The following is a 21,310-nucleotide window of genomic DNA, read 5'->3' on the forward strand; positions in this document are numbered from 1 at the left end:
TGCTAGCTTTATTGGAACAGACTTAAACCGAGCTAACTTACAAAATGCTAATTTATCCAGAGCTAAGTTAGTTCAAACGTTACTAGAAGGAGCAGATTTAACCAGAGCCACCTTAACGGGAGCATATATCGAAGATTGGGGAATCAGCAATACTACTAAATTAATTGAAATTGATTGCGATTATATTTTCCTGAAACTACCTACCAAAAAGGCTCCAGACCCTCAACGTCGTCCTGCTGACCAAGAGAGAAATTTTGAACCGGGTGAATTTGCTAAGTTAGCTCAGAAAATTCCCAATACTGTCGATTTAATTTTTAAAGATGGTATCGACTGGCAGACTTTTCTGAAAACGTTTCAAGAGCTTCGAGTTCGAGTAGAAAGCGAAACAGGAGAGCTACCAGTCATACAGACTATAGAAAATAAAGGCGACGGTGCTTTTGTTATTCGCGTAAAAGTCCCTGAGGAGGTTGATGAAGCTGAATACGAGCGAAAGTTTTGGGCGAAATACAAGCCAATGTTAGAGGCTAAAGATAGAGAAATAAAGCTTTTATCTGAGCAAATAAAAGATAAACGTCAAGACATAAAGTATATACGTAAAAAACATACTCAATTAATAGAAATTATTAAAATAATGGCAGATAAAGAAACTATTAAAATTGATAAAATTGACAAGCGTGACCAGCGTGGTGCCAAGTTTAACGTTGGTGGTAACTATGTCGAAAGAGCTGATTCTGTTAGTAGTCAGCAAAGCTATGCTAATCAAAATAACTACGAGGAAGCTGACAAAAATCTAGCTGAAGCAGCAGCAGAAATTCAGCAATTACTCCAACAACTAGAGAAAACCAACCCTACTGCCACAGAAGCAGAGCAAAAAGACTTTGTTACTAAATCCATTACACCAACTAAGAAAGAAAGGCTAATTAATGCTCTCAAAGAAGGTGGTCAAGGAGCAATTGAAGAATTCCTTAATAACCCATATTTGAATGTAGCAATTAGAATTATTGAAGGGTGGAGAAACCCTTAATTTTACAAGTGACGATGGTGCTGATAACTCCTGCCCCTACCAGATTTTCCCCAGCTTCAGCACGAAACCCGGCAGCACCGACTCATCCCCCTTTACCGTAGCAGGATTGTCCAACTGCTCGACTTCCCCACCAGGACGGTAAATATACACTCGACGATTATTGGGGTCAATCAACCACCCCAACCTCGCGCCATTGTCCATGTACTCTTTCATCTTGTCCTTGAGGTCTTTGACGCTATCACTGGGGGAACGCAATTCAATCACAAAATCTGGGCATAGAGGAGCAAATTTTTCCTGTTGTTGAGGTGTTAGGGCTTCCCATCTTTCTAAGGTTACCCAAGAGGCATCAGGGGAGCGCTCCGCACCATTGGGAAGCTTAAAGCCAGCAGAAGAGTCAAAACCCTTGCCTGTGCCATCTTGTTCTACCCAACTCCACAACTGACCATTGAGACTGAAATTTCGACCTCCGGTTCCACTGCCTGTTGGGGGCATAACAATTATTTCTCCCTCTGACGTGCGTTCAATCCGTAAATCTCGATTAATCTGACAAAATTCAAAAAACTGATCATCATCCATGTCCAATGCTGGGGGCATCTTCAGCACAATCGGATTAGTTTCAACAGGTTTGGTGGCTACTGTCATGATTGAGCTACTTCCCGCACAAAAGAGTTTCTTCTATTATAATTACTGGTATTTATCTACCCCATCGGTTTGGTACCGGTGGGGTTTGGTTTGGTTCTAGCTTACTTTTAGGTGCGACCCGTGGCGAATTTAATTCTTGATGCGGAAAGCGCACCTTTGACTTCTGACTTCTAACTTCTGACTTGCGCGTAGCGCTGTATGTAGTTTTCAGCAATCCTACTGACTGAATTCTACCCAGTTATTGTCTTAAACCAGCAATCAACTTGGTAGACAAGGGGATTGCTTTATCTATCTGTGTCTTTTTAAGCTAAAAAGTCAGCAGTGGTTCTACCTATTTGTAAGCATTCAGCAGTCAGCGGTCAGCCGTCAGCTATTTTCTTCAAAAGCTGTTCGCGTAGGGTGCGCATAGCGCATAGGCTGATAGCTGATAGCTGATAGCACCTCAAGTAGCGTGCGTGGCACAGGCTTCTAGCCTGTGAGGTAGCGCTAATCGCTGATAGCTGATAGCTGAATGCTTACACCTATTTAAGACTGATGACAGGAAAAACTTGGCTGTCTTAAAACCTCGTTGGCTAAATTGCAACGATAGGTTCCAATGGTGAATAGGAAACATAGAGGGAATTGATGATGAGCCAAGATTTACCAAAGCCAGGGAAACTGAAGCTCCTTGTGGTTGATGACCACGAATTGATGCTGGGTGGAATAATCGACACCCTACGACGGAAGTATCCAGAAGCGGAAATCCTAACAGCTCAAACGTTCCAGAGCGCTCTGGAACAACTGGAACGATTTCAGCTTGACCTTGTTATTGTAGATCTTTCCATTCCAGAAGCCTCTGAGAATACAGCTAAAATCGATACGGGCATTAAACTTTTGCAGATAGTGATGAAGCAGTACCCCAACCTCAATCTTGTGGTGCTCAGCACTTACCTCAAAGCTCTGGTGCGGATTAAGGATGAGATTGACGAGCACAAAGGGGGTTTCACGGTGGTAGATAAGGGTTTCTCCGGTCAGGTTATGTTAACTAGAGTTGACTGGGCATTGCAGGGATTAACCCATACAAAAGATCTAAAGATGCTCAAAGGAGAAGTCAAGCCAGAGTGGCTGGAGGTACTCACCCTAGCATTTCATGAGGAATTGCAAGATAGGGCAATTGCTGAGCGTATGCATAAAAGTGAACGAACTGTGGTTCACTACTGGACGAAAATTCGAGACGTTCTGGGTGTTTATCCTGAAGACGGGAAGAATCTCCGAATTCAAACTGAGATGCGAGCCAGAGAAGAAGGGTTTATTGATTGATATAGCGGTTTTCAATTGGCTGAGGTACAGATTCCTGGGTTTTAGGGAACAGGGAACAGGGAACAGGGAACAGGGAATAGGGAACAGGGAATAGGGAATAGGGAATAGGGAATAGGGAATAGGGAATAGGGAAAAAATCCTGTGTACCTCATAGTTATAGCGATTTGCAGATAAGTTAATTATTAAAATGAGGCAAAAAAGATAAAGTCCAATTCTTAATTTACAATAATAAATAACTTAGGTTAGATGCCAACTGATCTATTCCCTATTCCCTGTTACCTGTTTCCTAAAAAACCATAAAATATACTTAACAAAGTCGCAAAGCGCTATCTTAAAAACGCTGTAAATTAAGCAAGGGTAAAAACTGTTGTTGCTAAGTATTTGGCCAAAAATAAGAAACAAAATTGCTACCTGGCGTGGAGGAGAATTGCCAGGAATTGCAGTGATTGGACTGGTAATCTTAGCCCGTCTCAATGGGTCACTTCAATTTAGTGAGTGGATCACCCTCGATACTTTTCTGCGCCTGCGTCCTTCTGAACCTATGGATGAACGGGTTGTTATTGTTGGAATTGATGAAAAGGATATCCAGGATGTAGAAACCTATCCCATACCGGATCAAGACATTGCAAGGCTGCTGCGGAGATTGCAAACCTACAAACCCAGAGCAATTGGTCTTGATATTGTTCGGGATCTACCAGTTGAGCCAGGTCACGAGCAACTGGTTGAAACCTTTGAGGATATCAAGAATCTCATTGCCATTGAAAAAGTATTACCAACTAAAATTAAGCCACCACCCGGATTTCCCCCGGAACGGATTGGTTTCTCAGATGTTATTCCAGATCAAGATAGCAAGCTCAGGCGCAGTATTCTTGGGATGTATAGGGATGAAACTAGGAAAGAATATGTATTCTCCCTGGCTTTACTGCTGGCGAAAGCTTATTTGGGTGCTGAGAGGGAAAAGATTGAACTTGAAAATGGCATTCACGATCGCCTTACTATGCGCTTTGGTGAGACTGAGCTACCTCGCTTTTTGACCAATTCCGGTGGATATGTGGGCACTGATCACTTTGGAGTTCAAGTGCTGCTCAATTTTCGCAGTGGTCGCAAACCGTTTAGACGCTTATCTGTGAGGGATATCGAAACAGGGCAATTTAATTCAAGTTGGATTCGCGATCGCATTGTTATTGTTGGAGTCACTACTCCCAGCATCAAAGACACTGTCAATACCACTGCCATCAAGGGTTTGAACCCTCCTGGAGAAATCTATGGGGTGGAATTTCATGCCCATGCTACTAGTCAAATTCTCAGTGCCGTTCTGGATAAGCGATCGCTTTTAAGAACTTGGTCAGATCCCTGGGAATATCTATGGATTTTAGGTTGGGGTTTTCTGGCCATGGGTCTTGGTCGGCTCACTCAATCCCCATTCAAAAATCTGTTTGGTGTTGGGGTTGCCAGCTTCGCACTAGTTGGAGTTGGTTATGTGTTCCTAGTTTGGGGCTGGTGGATTCCAGTAGCACCAGCGTTGTTAATTTTAGTCATAAATAGTTTACTATTTCCTGCTTTCTATCACTATGACCAGGCTTTGAGGTCTCAGATCAATGTGCGCCAAGGGACTATCGAGGAAACATTTAATCTCATTCATAATGGTCCAATGCAAACACTAGCCTACATTATTACCCGCATTCAAAACCAGGATTTGCCACAAGACGAATTGCTGTTGAAACTTAAAACTATCAAGGATGACATATGGGAGATTTCAGAATACCTCAAACAAGAAACTCCGACTCAAGAAGAAACTATCCGTCTAGGAAGTAACCTAAAACTGTCATTGAAGCGCCCAATAAGTAAGCTTTTATATGAAGTCTGTAGAGATACGCTGGAACGGAATCTTCCTTGTTTTGAGACCCTCAAGCTTAAAGTTCTTAAATTTGAGCCGATACCGGAACAATATTTAACTATTGAGCAAAAGCGAAAACTCTGCCAGTTTCTGGAAGAAGCTTTGTGCAATGTCGGGAAACATGCTAAAGGAGTAACTCGTATTAGTGCCATTGGTAAGCTACATGATGAATGGTACACTCTGAGTCTTAAAGATAATGGCTCTGGCATCTGTTCATCCTCTGAAAACCGAGGAACAAAACAATGTAAAAATCTGGCGAAACAACTAGGAGGAACATTTAAACGAGAGCCCCTTTCTCCCCACGGAACTCTGTGCGAGTTAACCTGGCATCTAACAGGTCGTCACTGGAGTTTTGCCAAAGTTAGCTATGGCTTTAAAACTCTTTTTTTGAAAGGTTTGAAATATATCAAAAAATTCTAAAATAGACTTCTTGCAGAAGTCGGGAATCGGGAATCGGGAATCGGGAATCGGGAACAGCGGATCTGGGAATAAGCCCCTAAATAAATCTAAAGTAAATTTTCGTAGGGTGCGTTAGGGGTGGGATTGCCCTGATTTTCCGCCTCTTTGCCAGCGTTGAAATAGCCCACCCCGTAACGCACCACCGGCTCAAACTAAATAAATCTAAAGTCTCTCCAAATTTTCCTGACCAGAGGAACTTTTATGATTTCTTGATGCAGTCGCTCATGGAGAGCCCAATTCCCGATTCCCAATTCCCAATTCCCGATTCCCGATTCCCGATTCCCGATTCCCGATTCCCGTTCCCCGATTCTCAATTCTCAATTCTCTTTTTCTATAAGTATCAAAAATAAAAAAAATAGCCGTAGAAATACTATCCACGGCTATTTCAACTCCACAATAAGTTCCTTGAAATCGCTATGTCACTGAGTTCCCAAACGGAACCTGATGTGATTCGATCTGATTGACCTTTGCTAGGGGGGGAAACCCCCCCAGAAATTTAGCGATGCAGCGCGGTCTTGGGGGTTTCCCCCATGAGCGACTGCATCAAGACAAGGTGTTACGGCAACAGCCAATACTTAGTTATTGTCGTCATCACTTCCCCGGGAACGTCGGTCGGCTCCAGAGGAGTCCATTCCGCAATCTCGGCATAGCCTAGTGAATAAAGCATTTGCATACTATAAATTACTGCTTCACGAGACCCTTTCAAGGTGTGCTGAGCAGGTTGTTTCTTGAAGTTTTGGCGAAATTTTCGTGACATGGATAAAAAAGTGAACTCATTGTGTTTATACAATGATTATTGTAATGATTATAACTGACTTTGTCAAGGGTTTTTAGATTTTTTTTTTGGGGGGTTTTAGGATTAATAAAAAATCAGCGATATTCTGAAATATACGCTACGCAAATGCTAATTTTAAACTAGTACAACGTTGTTCATAACTATGAGTTATACAGCGAGCATTTTGGTGGTGCGTTACAGGGCGGACTATCTCAACTCTGGCGCTCGAGATTAAAAATCAGAGGCGTTGCTGAATTTAGGAATGAATAGGAGTAGAGTGGGCATCCTGCCCGCAAGGAAATAAGCATGAAACTGGCAAGATGCCAGTTCTACACAAGATGCCAGTTCCACGCAAGATGCCCATTCCAGAAAACTATTAAAATCATTCCATTATTAAGCAACGCCAAATCAGAGGCTTTTGGTGGTGCGTTACGGGGCGGACTATCTCAACCCTGGCTACGAAGTGAAAAATAAGGGCAAGTCCGCCCCTAACGCACCCTACGAGCTAATGGATTTTTGAGCTTGTCTTTTTGTTTTGTTATATAGGCATTATAAATGAGATGTAAACCTAGGATGTCTTTTTTTTTTGGACAATAAAACTCCGGATATCTTTCCCCTCTTGCCTGCCCCCCTTACTAAGGGGGGTTAGGGGGGATTCCTCTTGCCTTTTGCCTCTTGGCCTTTGGAAATATGTTCACAACTCAAATATAAACGCCTTTAGCTGTGTAGTTTTCAGCAATTAATATTACCAAAGCAAGTTATCCATTTCTCTGATATTTTTCATAAAGTTGGTAGCAAGCATCCAGTCATGGCTACCCTATTCGTAGTATGGTCTTAATTAAATAAGCGTCTACTCAATCAATATTATGATGGCTGAAATTGTGGGGCTTTTTAACAAACCCATTAACGTTAGAGTAGTAACTGGTTGTGTCTTGAGTTTAGCGCTGGTGGCAACTCCGGCAGTTGTAGCTAGAGCTGAGTATAAGCCTCCTGAGGATCAAAAAACTCCCGATAAAGAGACCAGAACGAATTCGGGAACGACTAGGGGGTGTGATGGAGGAGATATACCGTTAACGGTTCTTGCCTCTCAAAATTATGTTGGGCGAACCACTTCTACCCATCCAACATTTGCTTGGTTTGTGCCTGACTCCAAATCCTTAAAGCTGAAATTCACCATCTACAGCCGTGGCTCAGATGGTAACTTCACAGAAGTCCATAGCATGTCATTGCAGAGTTCACCAGGGATTATGACCCTATCCCCCTTTCCAGAAGGTGAACCAGGGCTCTTAGTGGGCAAAGACTATTTCTGGCAAGTTGTAATCCTTTGTGATCCTAGTTACCCATCAAGTGCTGTAGTAGACAGAGTACAAATAGAGGTTGTGGAGATGCCGCCAGATTTGCAAGACAAACTTGACAATGCAGTCGATAGCGCCGAAAAAGCAGATCTCTATGCTGAGGCTGGTTTCTGGTACAACGCACTAGATGAAGCCCTCAAACTGGCTGAAGAGTCGAAACTTGGAGAAGTGGCATCTGCTCTGTTGGAAGACCTGGCCAAGTGGGAAAAACCAAAACCATCACAAGAATTGACTGAAGAGGAGCGGGAATCGATTGAAAAACGGATGGGGTACTTGATCGACATTGCTAACGTTGCCCGATAATCCAGTGAACCCCGCTCTACAGCCAATTACCAATGATGATGAATGGTGCCCAATGGGCGGGGTGCCTTTTTGGAATCATATCCTTTTGAGCTTCTTTGAGAGCTTCTGCTTTGCTCATTCCCGATTGGAGGTTATGGTAAAACTGAGTGACTAACTCTGAAGTATCGTTATCTGGAATATACCAAAGGGAAGCTAGGGCGCTTCTGACACCAGCTTGTACAATGATACCAGCTAGACCTAGAGTTGTACGGTCGTCTCCTGTAGCAGTTTGACAAGCGGTAAGCACAAGCAACTCTACTGGTTTAGATCCACGACTTAAGCGGCGGATGTCTTTCTCTAGCTCAGTGATTGTGAGCTTTTGATTATTACCTGTGACTAAAAAAGTGTCCTCTGGAATTGTGCCGAACTTACCGTGAGTGGCAATGTGAAGAATTGGGTAAACTGTTTGTTGGAGTTCTTGCTGCAAGCTCTTGCGGGTAAATTGCTCATCCAACAGGGTTTTGCTTGCTGGGAATTGAGCTTTGACGTTTTCGATTTCCTTACGGACGTTTTCCAGTTTACTGAAACTTTCACCATCAATGAGCGCTGGTTGAGTTAATCCCAAAGCCAGTGCTGCTAGTTCTTGACGGTTCAAGGCTTGGGGATTGGTTAGGGTAAGACTGGGAGTTGTGGCAATGGCATATTTTTCTACCAAAAATTCCTTACCATCATAGAGTGCCGCCATGGGAATGCTACGCAAGATGCCGTCCTGAATAAACACGAGTGTTTTTATCTGCGCTGACTCTAAATCAGAGGCAAATGGAGCAATCAGCCAGTTATACAGGTTCTTTGCTGGTGTTAAGAAAGCTTTAGTGATGTCATAAGATTCCTGTATTTTTGTCCGGAAGTCGTTGACTTCTTTGATTAGCCTTTGACTATCGACCTGTGACAACTTAAACTTTTTTAACCTCTTATCGCCGTTTGGTAGACTAACCATAATAGCAGCTTTCTCTTCCAGAATCATAAAGCTAAAGACGGCTGTGTCTTTTGTGACAAGCTCATCAATTTGTTTCTGGTTGAAGAGTGTTAAAAGACAATCATTCCCGAAGTAATTTTGTAGCTCTGCTAGTTTCAGGGAATCAACGGTTTTTAGGGCAGAATTCAGCTCTGTCTGGTACTGCTCAGAGTCAGAGGATAATGAATCGGCACGCTTGAGTGTTAGCTGAGCAAACTCGCGGTACAGAGGCTCAATGGTATCCCGAAAGTCAAATTGTAAGTTTCGCTGAGCAATCAGAATTTCGGTTCGGATACCCTGTTCACTTTTACCCTGTTCACCTTCAAAACCTTCTAAGGTAGCGATCGCTTCTTTATAAGCATTAACGGCCTCATCTTCCTTGCCTTGGTCTTGGAAAATTTGACCCAGCTGCCACTGCCACAAATACAAGCTATCTTTTGCGGATAGATTTTGGTCAGCCATCCACCATGCCTTTTGAGTGAAGTCTAGGGCGTTTTGATAGTCTTGGCGGCAGTAATAGAGATGACCCAATTCACCCCATGCAAAAGACTCAGAACGGTAGTCCTTAATGCGTTGAGCAATTGAGATGGCTTGATTGAGGAGTGTTTCAGTCTCTGCTTCTAGCTGACGTTTGCCACAGGAATTGTGTTGGGACGTGTCAGTAACCACAGTCATCGGTTGCTCCAGTTTAGCTAAATCGATGGCTGCGTAGACTTTGTCCTGAGAATCCGGTAGTTCGTTGAACAATTCCTGAGCGTCTTGAATCCATTGGTTTCGCGCCTCTATTGATATTGATTCTTGAGGGCGGTAGGACAGTCGAATCAAATTGCGCAATGCTCGCATTTGAGCAGGTTGGTGATTTTGAGTGCGAGCTAGTTTGAGACTTTCCTGAAAATCTTCCCGAGCTTGATTGTAATTATTGTTGGCATTTTTTCTAAATTGATTTTCTGTTTCTTTCGCTCCCCGCTGTTCGGCAGAGCTAGCCCAGCGCTCCCAACGTTGAGCTTTGCTCAAGTAAGCATTTCCTAGGTCGTTAAGAAATGAACTGCGATAGGGACTATCGGCGAGAATCTTGACTGTGTAATTTTTGCCCAATTTATCTATTGTACAGTCTTTTGTGCGTTGGGGGCTGATATCAAACTCAACTTTTTCAGCAATGCCTAAACCAGTCTGTAAACATTCAATCCCTTGGTCATAATCCCCTCTGAGAAGATAGGCATTTCCCATACTTCCCAAAGCAGCAGCCTCTCCCTTCCAATCCTGATGAGCGCGAGCAACTTTCAAGGCACTGTCTTGGACACAACTGGGTTTGTTTTTAGAATTTTCATCAGTATTAGGGGCTCCACATAGCAGCGCCAGAGCTTTTCTCGGTTGTCCAAAACTATTGTAGGCTTGAGCCAGTTCTGTTTTCATTCGCCCCATTTGTTGCCAGTTCCTTAGCTGTTGATAGTCAAGGATGGCTTGCTCCCAATTACTGATTGCCTCCTGGATGTGACCAATCTTTTGATTGGCTCTGGCCAGATTTTCCCGGACAATTGCGCTATTGGTATAGTTGTTGCTCTGTTGGTAGAGCGTCAAGGCATTTTGCCAGAGCTCTATGGCAGCTTGATAATCTCCGGCTTGGTAATACTCAACCCCTTTTTGCACGAGTTGACTGGGGTTGGCAGGCTGGGGGCTTGCCATATTTCCCGGTTCAGCTGGTTGAGCGATTGAGGGAAGATGACCTAGCCCTATACAAACGGTAAGGCTAAACAGAAATAGTATTCCTAAAAAGCGATCGCTCCTGGATTTAGGTTTTCTGGACATCACTAGGACTGCTCTGTAACTGCTCTGGAAAACTTAGATTAATTATCACCCTAAAGCTGCAACTAAGCTTATTTAGTTGCTGACAATAATAATTGCCGAATTGCGCAATTACCCTTGCTTATATTGGCAATCAAGTTTGTAGGAATAGTTAGCTGATAGGTTAACCGAATACCTTATAATTCCTTCTGAGGTAGCAAAAAAGTAAAGTAAGCATTCAGCTTTCAGCATTCAGCTTTAAGCATTCAGCTTTCAGCTATCAGCTTTCAGCTATCAGCTTTCAGCATTCAGCTTTCAGCATTCAGCTTTCAGCTATCAGCTTTCAGCTATCAGCTTTCAGCATTCAGCTTTAAGCATTCAGCTTTCAGCTATCAGCTTTCAGCATTCAGCTTTAAGCATTCAGCTTTCAGCTATCAGCTTTAAGCATTCAGCTTTCAGCTATCAGCGATTAGCGCTACGCGCACGCTACGCGAACAGCGATTAGCGACCGCTGACTACTGACTACTGACTACTGACCACTGACTACTGACCGCTGACCGCTGACCGCTGAATGCTTACAGCAAGGAGAAAAATTCCATGGTTAATCAATCTTCGGGTCGTTGCTGTGGCTTATTGAAAGTAGCCAGTTGCTTAACGCTCGGTGTGTTTTTTCCCTTTGATAAACATCAAGCCTTGGCTGAGGTGACACCAGATACGACTTTAGGGGCTGAAAGTTCTCGGGTTACGCCTGATGCTCAGGTTAGGGGAGGGCTAGCAGATTTGATTGAAGGTGGAGCAGAACGAGGGGCAAATCTGTTCCACAGTTTTACTGATTTTAATGTTGAGGAGTTACAACGGGTTTATTTTGCTAATCCAGCAGGGATTGAAAATATTATTTCACGGGTGACTGGCACTAATCCCTCAAGTATTTTGGGCACCTTGGGAGTGGATGGTGCTGCTAATCTATTTTTACTGAATCCCCATGGGATTATCTTTGGAGCGAATGCGCAACTGGATATTCAGGGTTCGTTTGTGGCGAGTACAGCGAATTCTATAACCTTTGGGGATGGGTCATCCTTTAGTGCCAATCCGGACAATTCCTCGTTGTTAACGGTGAGTGTGCCTTTGGGATTGCAATATGGGACGAATCAAGCTGGTGCGATCGCTAATGCTGGGAATTTGGCAGTTGGTTCGGGACAAACGCTCAGCTTATCCGGTGGTACGGTAACTAGCACTGGCTCCCTGACAGCAGCTGGTGGCCGGGTTGAGGTTCTCGGAAATCAGGTTAGCTTGTTGGATAATGCCCGAATTGATGTCTCCTCTGACACCGGTGGCAGTACAGTATTGATTGGGGGAGACTTTCAGGGTAATGGCACCGTTCCCAATGCAGTACATACCTTTGTTGGCTCCGATGTAACGATTAATGCCGATGCCTTGACCAATGGGGATGGGGGCAAGGTGATTGTTTGGGCAGATCAGACAGCAACCGTTCACGGAACCCTTACAGCAAGGGGAGGAACTGTTTCCGGTGATGGGGGATTTATTGAAACCTCTGGCAAACAGTTTCTTAATCTCACCAGTACTCCCGATGCTAGTGCTCCTAATGGCAGTGGTGGCACTTGGTTAATCGATCCCACTGATATCACACTCGCCAATGGTGGCGGTGCTATTGGTACGAATACAGTTGATGTTGCTAATATTAATGCTGCCCTGAATAGGGGCACCAACGTCACAATTTCAACAAGTATCGGTGGCACTGATCAAGGTAACATTACTCAGAATAATGATGCACCAATTCGCAAGACAGCAGGTGGAGACGCAACTCTTACCTTGCAGGCAGAAAACGATATTTTTCTCAACGCTGATATTACTTCCAATAGCGGTCAGTTGAATATAGAGCTGTTGGCTGATAGTGACAATAGCGGAGCAGGCGCTATTGGTATTTTTAATGCCACGATTGATACTAATGGCGGAAATTTCATAGGTTCAGGCAAAGGAAGTCAAGTTCGTAGAGAGGGCATTTTTCTTGGTTTTAGCCGCATTAATGCTGAAGATGGCAGTATTAACTTGGTAGGTAGGGGAAGGGATAGTAGTAACAACACTAATAATCATGGCATTACTCTGCTCGAGAGTCGATTAGAAACCAGTGGGTTAGGGAATATTACTCTAATTGGCAATGGTGGAATCGGAGGGGATGATAGTATTGGGGTTGATGTTACAGAAAACACGTTCATTAGTTCAGAAAATGGGGATATTAGGCTAACAGGTACTGGAAACGGCACTGGAAGCGGCAATACAGGTATTGTCATTAACTCTGGCAGTGTGATCCAATCAACGGGTACTGGAGCCATCACTTTGGAGGGAACAAGTGCTGCTGGAACTTCTGAGAATCAAGGCATATTAATTGATGGTAATGGTTCCAGAGTGAGTGGAAAAGATGGAAATATCACCCTCAGAGGTACAGCAGCTCCAAGTAATGGAGATCTTAACCACGGCATTTATATTTACAATCAAGGCTTGGTACAATCCACTGGAGCAGGCTCTATCGAAATAACAGGTACTACTAACGCAACCGGTAATGTTGGGTTTGGCAACGAGGGCATTTCGATTGTACGTGGCGGTCGGGTAGAATCCACCGGAACAGGAAGCATTTCCCTGAATGGAACTGGTGGAAATGGTGGAACCAGGTCGGACGGGGATCAAGGAATCGTTGTTTTAGGTTCCAACACTAGAGTGACATCCGTAGATGGCGATATCCTCTTGAGAGGAATTAGCAGAGGAACCGGAACTAGACATTACGGTATTTGGTTAGGTGCAGCCGGCGGTGGCGTAGTGCGAACTACTGGAACTGGAAACATTACCCTAGAGGGCATTATTAGGGGCATTGGCAATAACAGTGAGGGGATTTTCTTTGGTGATGAAGGTGCAATTGAAGCTATTGGGACTGGAAACATCACCCTCACCGCTGATGAAATTACTATCCTTAGTAATCTGGCTAAAATTACAGGCACCAGCCGCCTTCAGCTACAGCCCCTTGACCCTACTTTGGGCATCACTATCGGTGGCACTACTACTGATGCCCGCTTAAATTTAGACAGCAGCGAACTCAACACATTACAAAAGGGGTTTGCCCAGATTCTGATTGGGCGAGACAACAGCAGCGGTGCGATCGCTATTTTGCCTGCTGCCTTCAACAGTCCTACTACGATTCAAACTCCAGTTACAGGCGGGACAATTACAACAACTGGAGCCATTAACACTAACAATAACCCCCTGACCTTCATTGCCGGTAGCGACATTACCTTAACTGGAGCCATTAACACTAACAATAACCCCCTGACCTTCATTGCCGGTAGCGACATTACCTTTAACAATGACATCAATACAGGTAGTGGTAATCTTACTGTTTTAGGGAGTACCATTACCCAAACTAGCGGCAGTCTGTTTGTGAATGGGGATGCCTTATTCACAAGCACTCTAGCCAATGCAGGTAATGTTAGTGTTACCAACACTAAACCTACCACTGTTGGTTACTCCATTATTGGGGGCAACTTCACTCTCAACTCTGGTCTACCAATTACTCAAGTTCCCGGCGAACCCTTGCAAGTCGCTGGAGAGATCTCAGTCAATGGGGGAGGTAGCCAACCCCTAATTAACACTATCGGTGACTTTTCTCAAGAGACTCTCCGACCCAATGGGGATTTGATTATTACTCAGGTGGGAACAGTTAACCTAGAGGCCAACACCGTCACAGGTAACCTGACAGTAAATAGCCTACCAGCAGCCGTTGTCAGTTTTAACCAGGTTCTGGATAACCCTGCCATCACTCTTAATCAAGACAATTCCTTTGGCGGTACCCTCCGGTTTAACACCACCACCGATGCCATCTTGTTGGAAGGTACCCCCGGCATTATTCAAACTGGACCTCAAACTGTCAGTGGTACCGCTACTTTCAACGCCAACACTGGCAATATTAGTCTCAATGAACCAGCTAATCAGTTTGGTAATCTTGCCTTCACCGGTAATGATGTCTCTATCCGTGAGAGTGACGGGACAAATCTGATCACTTCCTCTGCCACTGGTAACTTGAACTTAACCTCTGGAGGCATGATTACTCAAGATATAGGAGCATCATTAACTGTTGTAGGAGATACCAGCCTCACCACTACCCTCCCCAACGCTGGCAATGTCACAATTACTAACAGTAATGCCAGCATCATCGGTAACTCCCTGATTGGTGGTGATTTTACGATTAACTCTACTGGACCAATTTTCCAAGCTCCTGGGGAAATCTTACAAGTAGCAGGGAACACTGATCCAAACGCTCCTAGTGAAAATATAGACCCTACTGGCAACAATAATATTTTGCCTCGAAGAACCTTGCCCAATGGGGATGTGATTATCACTGACGTGGGACTGATCACCCTAAATGCCGAAACTATCTCTGGCAATCTAACGGTGAACAGCTTAGATAAAAGACTGACTTTCAACAACAATGAAGCCTTTAACGAAAGTACAGCGATTGAATTAGCTCAATCTGGAAACTCCTTTGGCGGCGTATTGAGAATAAATACTGAGGCACCCCCAACTCGCCTCGATACAGGTACTCCCGAAATTATCCAAAATGGTTCTCTAAATGTTAGCGGTACTGCTAGCTTTAATGCTAAGAATGGCAATATTACTCTCAACAACTCAGAGAATCAGTTTGGGAATCTTAAATTTGAAGGGAGTAACATCTCAATCAACGAAAGTGACTCTACCAACTTACTCAACTCAACTTATGCTGGTAATGTAACAATTACTTCTGGTGGTGCGATCGCACAAAGCGGTAGCCTTAGTGATATAGACCCTTCCAATCAAGAAAGAAGCTTGATACTCAAGGCCATCGGAGACATTAATACTCAGGATATTTCTAATCCCAGTGGCTCGATTACCCTCAACAGCACCAATGGTAGTATCGATACTACGGCAGGTATTCTCAAGACATCTTCCTCTGGCAGTGGCGGAGCGATAACCCTGTCTGCTGACGGTGACCTTAACCTTGGTTCTCTTGATTCTCGTGGTCGCGATGTTGCAGGGGGTGATATTACGTTAAATAGCAACGGTGCAATCATAGCAAAAAATCAGCGCATTATTAGCGAAACTCGTGGCTCTGTTAAGGCTGGTGACATTAATATCAAGGCTCAATCCGTTTCCTTTACTGGGACGAGAGTATCGACGATAACTCGTGGAGATGGCTTGGGAGGAGATCTCAACATTAATGCCTCTGATTCCATCAATATAACCAATGGTAGTAAATTGCTTGTCCAGACATATGGGACTGGCAATGCTGGCAACGCAACCATTAATACTCAGCAATTGGTTGTACAAAATGACCGACCTGAATTGAATAGGTATACTGGAATAGGGACAGAAACACGTAGCAGTGGCAAAGCAGGGAACTTAACCATCAATGCTTCCGAGTCTGTTATACTAAGGGGCAATCAATCAATAGTATTTAATCCTGACCCTCTAGACCCAAACTCAATTCGCCAGGCAGCTCAAACTGCTACAGGTTTGACAACAGCAACTTTTGGGACTGGTGATGGTGGTACTTTAAGCCTTACTACTCGTAGTTTAGTCATTCAGAATGGAGCTGGAATTATCTCAGGACCTGTTTTAAGTGACGAAAATGATGCACAAGGTACCTTGCCTGAGGGAAAAGGCGGAGAGTTACGTATAACTGCTACCGAGTCTATCGAGATTCAAGGTCAGGCAGGCATAGCGACTGCTACTCTCGGACATGGTGATGCAGGAAACTTATTTTTAAATTCTGGCAGAATAACTCTTGAGGAGGGAGCTGTAATTTCGGCAGATACAATTACTGGTCCTGTTGCTACTTCTATTAATGCTTCCGGAAATGCCGGGGATATAGATATTACAACCAACCAACTCAGCATCCGCAGTGGTTCACGCATTGGCGCAGCAACCGCAAATCGAGGTAAAGGAGGAAATATAACCATCAATGCCTCAGAATCAGTAGAAGTGATTGGCACCTCAGCGGATGGCACAGTCCCCAGTGGTGTGTTTACAGCAGCACTTTTAGGCTCAACTGCAGAGGCTGGAGACTTAGAGATTACCACTGGAAAACTAACCCTTGAGGATGGTGCAGAGATAACTGCCCAAAGTCAGGGAGAAGGCGACGCTGGCAACATCAATATCAATGTCTCAGACATGTTAAAAGCTACTGACGGCAATATCATTACTGCTACCACTCAATCTGCCGGAGGTGCTATCGATATCACAGCCAAAAATATTAGGCTACGGGGTGACAGTGACATTACCACCAGTGTCTTCAGCGGTGCTGACAACGGGGGCAATATCACCATCACCACTGACTCACTCATTGCCTTTGCTGACAGTGACATCCTAGCCTTTGCCCGTGATGGCCGAGGAGGCAATATTAAGTTCACAACCCCCATCTTCTTCGGCTTTGCCTTCCGTCCAGCACCAAAAGGCACTGATCCAGCCACTTTAGATAATAATAACCGAGTCGATATCAATGCTAGTGGGGCAGTCGATGGGGTTATCACTTTACCCAAGCTCGATTTTATCGAAAACAGCCTGACAGAGTTACCGGACAATCAGATTGACACCGACAATCTACTAGCCAATAGCTGCATTGTCCGAACCAGTGAACAAGAGGGAAAATTCATTATTACCGGTGGTGGTAACTTACCCACCCGCCCTGGGGATGCTTCAGTTTCACGTTATCCCACTGGAGAGGTACGCACGGTACCAAGTGAGAGTGCCTCTCGTCCTTGGCAAAAGGGTGACCCAATTGTTGAAGCAACCGGGGTGTATCAACTGCCCAATGGACGCCTAGTGATGGGGCGGGAATGTTCTTGAGGCTGGGGGTTAGGAATTTTGGGCAAAAGGTTTGAGTGCGTAGGGTGCGTTAGGGACGGGCGAGCCCTGATTTTCTCAGTAGCCAGTATTGGGATAGTCCGTCCCGTAACGCACCACCCAACAGGGTAAACGCTTCAATCAGCAGTATGTAGTTTTCAGCAATCCCACTGACTGAATTGTACCCAGGTCTTGTCCAAATTTTCGGCATCATCTTGGTAGACAAGGGGAGAGAGGCTCTAATCCAGTGAGCCTCTCTTTTTGATTACCAATATGTAGTTTTCAGCAATCCCACTGACTAAATCTTGCCATGAGTCTTGGTTATCCAAGTCATCACATTGGTAGATAAGGTTAATGAATTATAAAAGACTTAATTTTATTATGAAAATTAAGCAACAAGCTAATACAGTTGCTGAACAAATTATCTCTAACTAATTTGTTTTTTTTGCACACTAAACGACCAAATTGTAGCAAAATTTAAGGCTTAGACATTGGGTTTATCTAGAATTTATTGACTGAATATAACCCTTTGAAGTTACACAATTAAATTCTCTCAGGAGTAAAAACCATGGGAAATTACATCGGTAACAATGCTAACAATTACTTTCAAGCGCACAAGGAAGGTTGGTGGATATTCTTGAAATGGAAGTCTTGGACAATGACGGGTAATGGCGGCAATGATACCCTGATTGGCGGTCCGAAGAACGACACTTTGTATGGAAATAGCGGCAACGATAACCTCTACGGTGAGGGTGCTAACGACTATCTAGATGGCTGGACTGGCAATGACTATATCTATGGTGGCTCAGGTAACGACACCCTTTTTGGTTACTATGGACACGATAATTTATATGGTAATAGCGGCAACGATAAGCTCTACGGTCAGAGTGGTAACGACTATCTGGATGGCTGGACTGGCCATGACTATATCTATGGTGGCTCAGGTAACGACACCCTTCTAGGTTACTCTGGAAACGATTACTTAAGTGGCAGTTCCGGCTATGACAGCCTCAATTATACCACAATTACCGACTTCTACTGGTCTGAGGGAGATAAGTTCCAGGTTTATGGTAGTTCCAGTGACTACTCACTGAGCTTCCAAAACTGGTCTGGCAGCAGTGCAAAGGATACCTTGATTTACTATATAGCGTTTCTTATAGCTATGAGGTACACAGGATTTTTTACCTCTTGTCTTATAGCTATGAGGTACACAGGATTTTTTACCTCTTGCCTCTTGCCTCTTCTCTCTTCCCTGCTCCCTGCTCCGAAGTCCCTGCTCCCTAACACCAAGGATTTTGTACCTCATGACTATGAGAAGTGCTATAATAACGATCTTATCGGTGTAGTAGAAGACACCACTAATGTTGTGATTTATTGGGACTTTAACTTCGTTTAAAACTCTTTCCAAAAACACCTTTAGCCTCTCGGGGTTGGGGGAAGCATTGGGATAGATATAGCACTACGCCCAAGGCAAGAGCCATGCATACAAAAGTTGACTAAAACCGCTTTTGAGCTTGTATCAATGTCCTCTGAATACGTAGTGCTATAAATACGGGATAATTTTAATAGTTTTGTGGCATGGGCATCTTGGTGGAACAGGCATCTTGCCTGTTTCATTCCCAGGCATCTTGGTGGAACAGGCATCTTGCCTGTTTCCGGCCTCGGGCATCTTAGTGGAACAGGCATCTTGCCTGTTTCATTTCCGAGCAGGCATCTTGCCTGTTTCATTTCCGAGCAGGCATCTTGCCTGTTTCCGGCCTCGGGCATCTTAGTGGAACAGGCATCTTGCCTGTTTCATTTCCGAACAGGCATCTTGCCCGTTACAATTCCCAGGCAGGCAGGATGCCCACCCCACTCTTATTCATCCGAAGATTCAGCAATGCTAACAAAGCTGAAACTATGTATCATACACTGAAATCGATTATTGTAATTTCAGGCTCTAGCATTATTCCCATCGTGAGCCTAACTATGGGAGCAGTGGCTCAGTCTACTCCACCCCCAGGAGTTAACCTTCCCACCGAAACCCCTGAAAGAATTCAGGAAACCATTCCCACCCCATCCGATTTACCTCCTCCTGTTCCTGAAGAATCTCCAGCATCACCACCGGATCCAAGTCTGGAAATTCCTTCCTCTCCCCAACTCCCTGAAGTTACAACTCCATCCACTGTGCCATTCTTTGTCACAGAAGTGGAGGTGTTGGGAAATACGGTTTTGCAAGAAGAAATTGCAGATAAAACAAACCAATATGAGAACCGTGAAGTAAGGTTTGAGGAGTTGCTTCAACTGCGTTCTGCCATTACTGAGCTCTACATTAAAAATGGTTACATCACCTCTGGCGCATTTTTGCCGGTCCAAGACTTTAGGAAAGGTGTTGTGAAAATCCAGGTGGTTGAGGGTGACTTAGAACGGATTGAACTGGAGGGATTAAACCGTCTGCGGGAAGGATATGTGCGCAGTCGCCTTGAAGTGGCCACTAACCCACCATTAAATCGAAGCCGCTTAGAAGAAGCCCTGAAACTGCTGCAACTTGACCCTTTGCTCAATCAAGTGGATGCGGAGTTAACTGCAGGAAGTGGCTCTGGTAGCAATATTTTGCAAGTCAAACTCAAAGAAGCCTCTGCCTTTCACGCTGGTATTTCTACCGCCAACAACCAATCTCCCAGCATTGGTTCTCTACAAACCAGGCTGTTTGTTGCCCATGATAATCTTTTGGGTTTTGGCGATCGCTTCACCACTCAATACAGCTTTACCGAAGGGCTAGACCTCTACGATATCAACTATTCTATCCCCCTCAATCCCTACAATGGCACCCTTAGTGTACGCTACAACAACAGCGACAGCGGCATTATCGAAGATGAATTCGAGGAGTTTGATATCGAAAGCGAAACTCGCACCTTTTCTGTCAGTTTTCGCCAACCCATATTCCGCTCCCCAGAACGTGAATTTGCTCTGAGTTTAGCCCTAGACTTGCGTCGCAGTCAAACCTTCTTACTCGGGGAACCTTTTTCTTTCTCAGTTGGCCCAGAAGACGGCGAATCCAAGGTAACGGTATTGCGATTTTCTCAAGATTGGATAGACCGTAGTAGCCCTAGTCGCATATTAGCTGCTCGCTCTCAGTTTAGTTTTGGGTTGGGTGCCTTTGATGCAACTATCAACAACACTGGGACTGACGGGCGATTCTTCAGCTGGTTGGGACAATTCCAATTGGTACAACAGTTGTCACCGAGAACGACCCTGATCACACAAATTAATGCTCAGTTAACCCCAGATTCTTTGCTCTCCCTAGAACGCTTCAGTATCGGTGGCGTGGATACAATCAAAGGCTATCGACAAAACCAACTGGTTGCTGATAACGGTATCCTGGGTTCGGTACAACTCCGCATCCCTCTCACCTCAGACCCTAGCAAACTACAACTAGCCCCTTTTTTTGAAATCGGTACAGCTTGGAATAATCTAGATCCTGACCCTGACCCCGCCACCATTGCTAGCTTGGGAGTAGGTTTGCGATCGCAAATTATCTCAGGTTTAGATTTGCGCCTAGACTATGGTATCCCGTTGATTGAGGTCAACAACCGAGGAAATTCCCTACAAGAGAATGGTTTCCACTTTTCATTGGGCTATCAGCTGTAGGTTCGCAGCTGAGTTTTGAGCAAAAGTCTATGCGATCGCATTTCACTGAAATTCCTCCATACTAATGTGCTAAACAACCCATAACACCCTTTTTAAATTCGGGTTACCGAAAATTTTGGGTTTAAAGCCCCGTCCTTCTAGGACGGCTTTCATTATATGTGCTATAATAAAAGCATAAGCAATAATTTGTTGTAGAAAGATACTGTCTAACAATAAGTAGGCAACGTAAAAAATATGTAATAGATACATATTGCGTAATTAAGTC

The 21,310-nt window shown here is 44.3% G+C and carries 14 protein-coding genes; 9 read left to right on the forward strand and 5 right to left on the reverse strand.

What is annotated here, in order from left to right; all coding sequences use genetic code 11:
- A partial coding sequence (locus F6J94_RS11730) for a pentapeptide repeat-containing protein (protein WP_293040057.1) occupies positions 1 to 1,024 on the forward strand: 1,024 nt, incomplete at its 5' end.
- A gap of 36 nt (positions 1,025 to 1,060) precedes the next feature.
- Here the strand turns inward: F6J94_RS11730 and F6J94_RS11735 are convergent.
- On the reverse strand, positions 1,061 to 1,666 hold the full coding sequence (locus F6J94_RS11735; RefSeq protein WP_293040059.1) for a Uma2 family endonuclease: 606 nt from the start codon (positions 1,664 to 1,666) through the stop codon (positions 1,061 to 1,063).
- A 624-nt stretch (positions 1,667 to 2,290) separates the two neighbouring features.
- On the opposite strand from F6J94_RS11735, the gene F6J94_RS11740 reads away from it, so the two are divergent.
- From F6J94_RS11740 to F6J94_RS11750, 3 genes are all read left to right on the forward strand, one after another.
- On the forward strand, positions 2,291 to 2,965 hold the full coding sequence (locus F6J94_RS11740) for a response regulator transcription factor (RefSeq protein WP_293018598.1): 675 nt from the start codon (positions 2,291 to 2,293) through the stop codon (positions 2,963 to 2,965).
- Positions 2,966 to 3,332: 367 nt separating this feature from the next.
- Positions 3,333 to 5,282 (forward strand): CHASE2 domain-containing protein, encoded by a 1,950-nt coding sequence (locus F6J94_RS11745; protein WP_293040061.1) that lies wholly within the window; start codon positions 3,333 to 3,335, stop codon positions 5,280 to 5,282.
- A gap of 263 nt (positions 5,283 to 5,545) precedes the next feature.
- The gene (locus tag F6J94_RS11750; RefSeq protein ID WP_293040064.1) at positions 5,546 to 5,671 is read left to right on the forward strand and encodes a hypothetical protein; all 126 of its coding nucleotides are present in this window, start codon (positions 5,546 to 5,548) and stop codon (positions 5,669 to 5,671) included.
- A 206-nt stretch (positions 5,672 to 5,877) separates the two neighbouring features.
- On the opposite strand, the gene F6J94_RS11755 is transcribed toward F6J94_RS11750, so the two are convergent.
- Complete coding sequence (locus F6J94_RS11755) at positions 5,878 to 6,078, reverse strand: hypothetical protein (protein ID WP_075873588.1); 201 nt, start codon at positions 6,076 to 6,078, stop codon at positions 5,878 to 5,880.
- A gap of 324 nt (positions 6,079 to 6,402) precedes the next feature.
- On the opposite strand from F6J94_RS11755, the gene F6J94_RS11760 reads away from it, so the two are divergent.
- Positions 6,403 to 6,570: a hypothetical protein gene (locus F6J94_RS11760; RefSeq protein WP_293040066.1), complete on the forward strand. Its 168-nt coding sequence runs from the start codon at positions 6,403 to 6,405 to the stop codon at positions 6,568 to 6,570.
- Positions 6,571 to 6,962: 392 nt separating this feature from the next.
- Entirely contained in the window at positions 6,963 to 7,754 is a 792-nt protein-coding gene (locus F6J94_RS11765; RefSeq protein ID WP_293040068.1) for a DUF928 domain-containing protein, read from the forward strand.
- Between the two features lie 16 nt (positions 7,755 to 7,770).
- On the opposite strand, the gene F6J94_RS11770 is transcribed toward F6J94_RS11765, so the two are convergent.
- On the reverse strand, positions 7,771 to 10,554 hold the full coding sequence (locus F6J94_RS11770) for a CHAT domain-containing protein (protein ID WP_293040070.1): 2,784 nt from the start codon (positions 10,552 to 10,554) through the stop codon (positions 7,771 to 7,773).
- A 573-nt stretch (positions 10,555 to 11,127) separates the two neighbouring features.
- Here F6J94_RS11770 and F6J94_RS11775 point away from each other — a divergent pair.
- Positions 11,128 to 17,418 (forward strand): filamentous hemagglutinin N-terminal domain-containing protein, encoded by a 6,291-nt coding sequence (locus F6J94_RS11775; RefSeq protein ID WP_293040071.1) that lies wholly within the window; start codon positions 11,128 to 11,130, stop codon positions 17,416 to 17,418.
- 49 nt (positions 17,419 to 17,467) lie between these two features.
- Here the strand turns inward: F6J94_RS11775 and F6J94_RS11780 are convergent, their stop codons facing one another.
- Positions 17,468 to 17,629 carry a hypothetical protein gene (locus F6J94_RS11780; RefSeq protein ID WP_293040072.1) on the reverse strand — a complete coding sequence of 54 codons (162 nt, stop codon included), beginning with the start codon at positions 17,627 to 17,629 and terminating at the stop codon, positions 17,468 to 17,470.
- A gap of 354 nt (positions 17,630 to 17,983) precedes the next feature.
- Between F6J94_RS11780 and F6J94_RS11785 the strand changes: the two genes are divergently transcribed.
- The gene (locus tag F6J94_RS11785; RefSeq protein ID WP_293040073.1) at positions 17,984 to 18,811 is read left to right on the forward strand and encodes a calcium-binding protein; all 828 of its coding nucleotides are present in this window, start codon (positions 17,984 to 17,986) and stop codon (positions 18,809 to 18,811) included.
- Between the two features lie 20 nt (positions 18,812 to 18,831).
- Here F6J94_RS11785 and F6J94_RS11790 read toward each other — a convergent pair whose 3' ends face one another.
- A complete protein-coding gene (locus F6J94_RS11790; protein WP_293040074.1) occupies positions 18,832 to 19,182 on the reverse strand; it encodes a hypothetical protein in 351 nt (116 codons plus the stop codon).
- Between the two features lie 18 nt (positions 19,183 to 19,200).
- On the opposite strand from F6J94_RS11790, the gene F6J94_RS11795 reads away from it, so the two are divergent.
- Positions 19,201 to 21,045 (forward strand): ShlB/FhaC/HecB family hemolysin secretion/activation protein, encoded by a 1,845-nt coding sequence (locus tag F6J94_RS11795; RefSeq protein ID WP_293040075.1) that lies wholly within the window; start codon positions 19,201 to 19,203, stop codon positions 21,043 to 21,045.
- Positions 21,046 to 21,310 lie beyond the last annotated feature (265 nt).

Origin of the sequence: Moorena sp. SIO1F2, from assembly GCF_010672755.1 — a bacterium.
In the GTDB taxonomy this organism is placed as follows: Bacteria; Cyanobacteriota; Cyanobacteriia; order Cyanobacteriales; family Coleofasciculaceae; genus Moorena.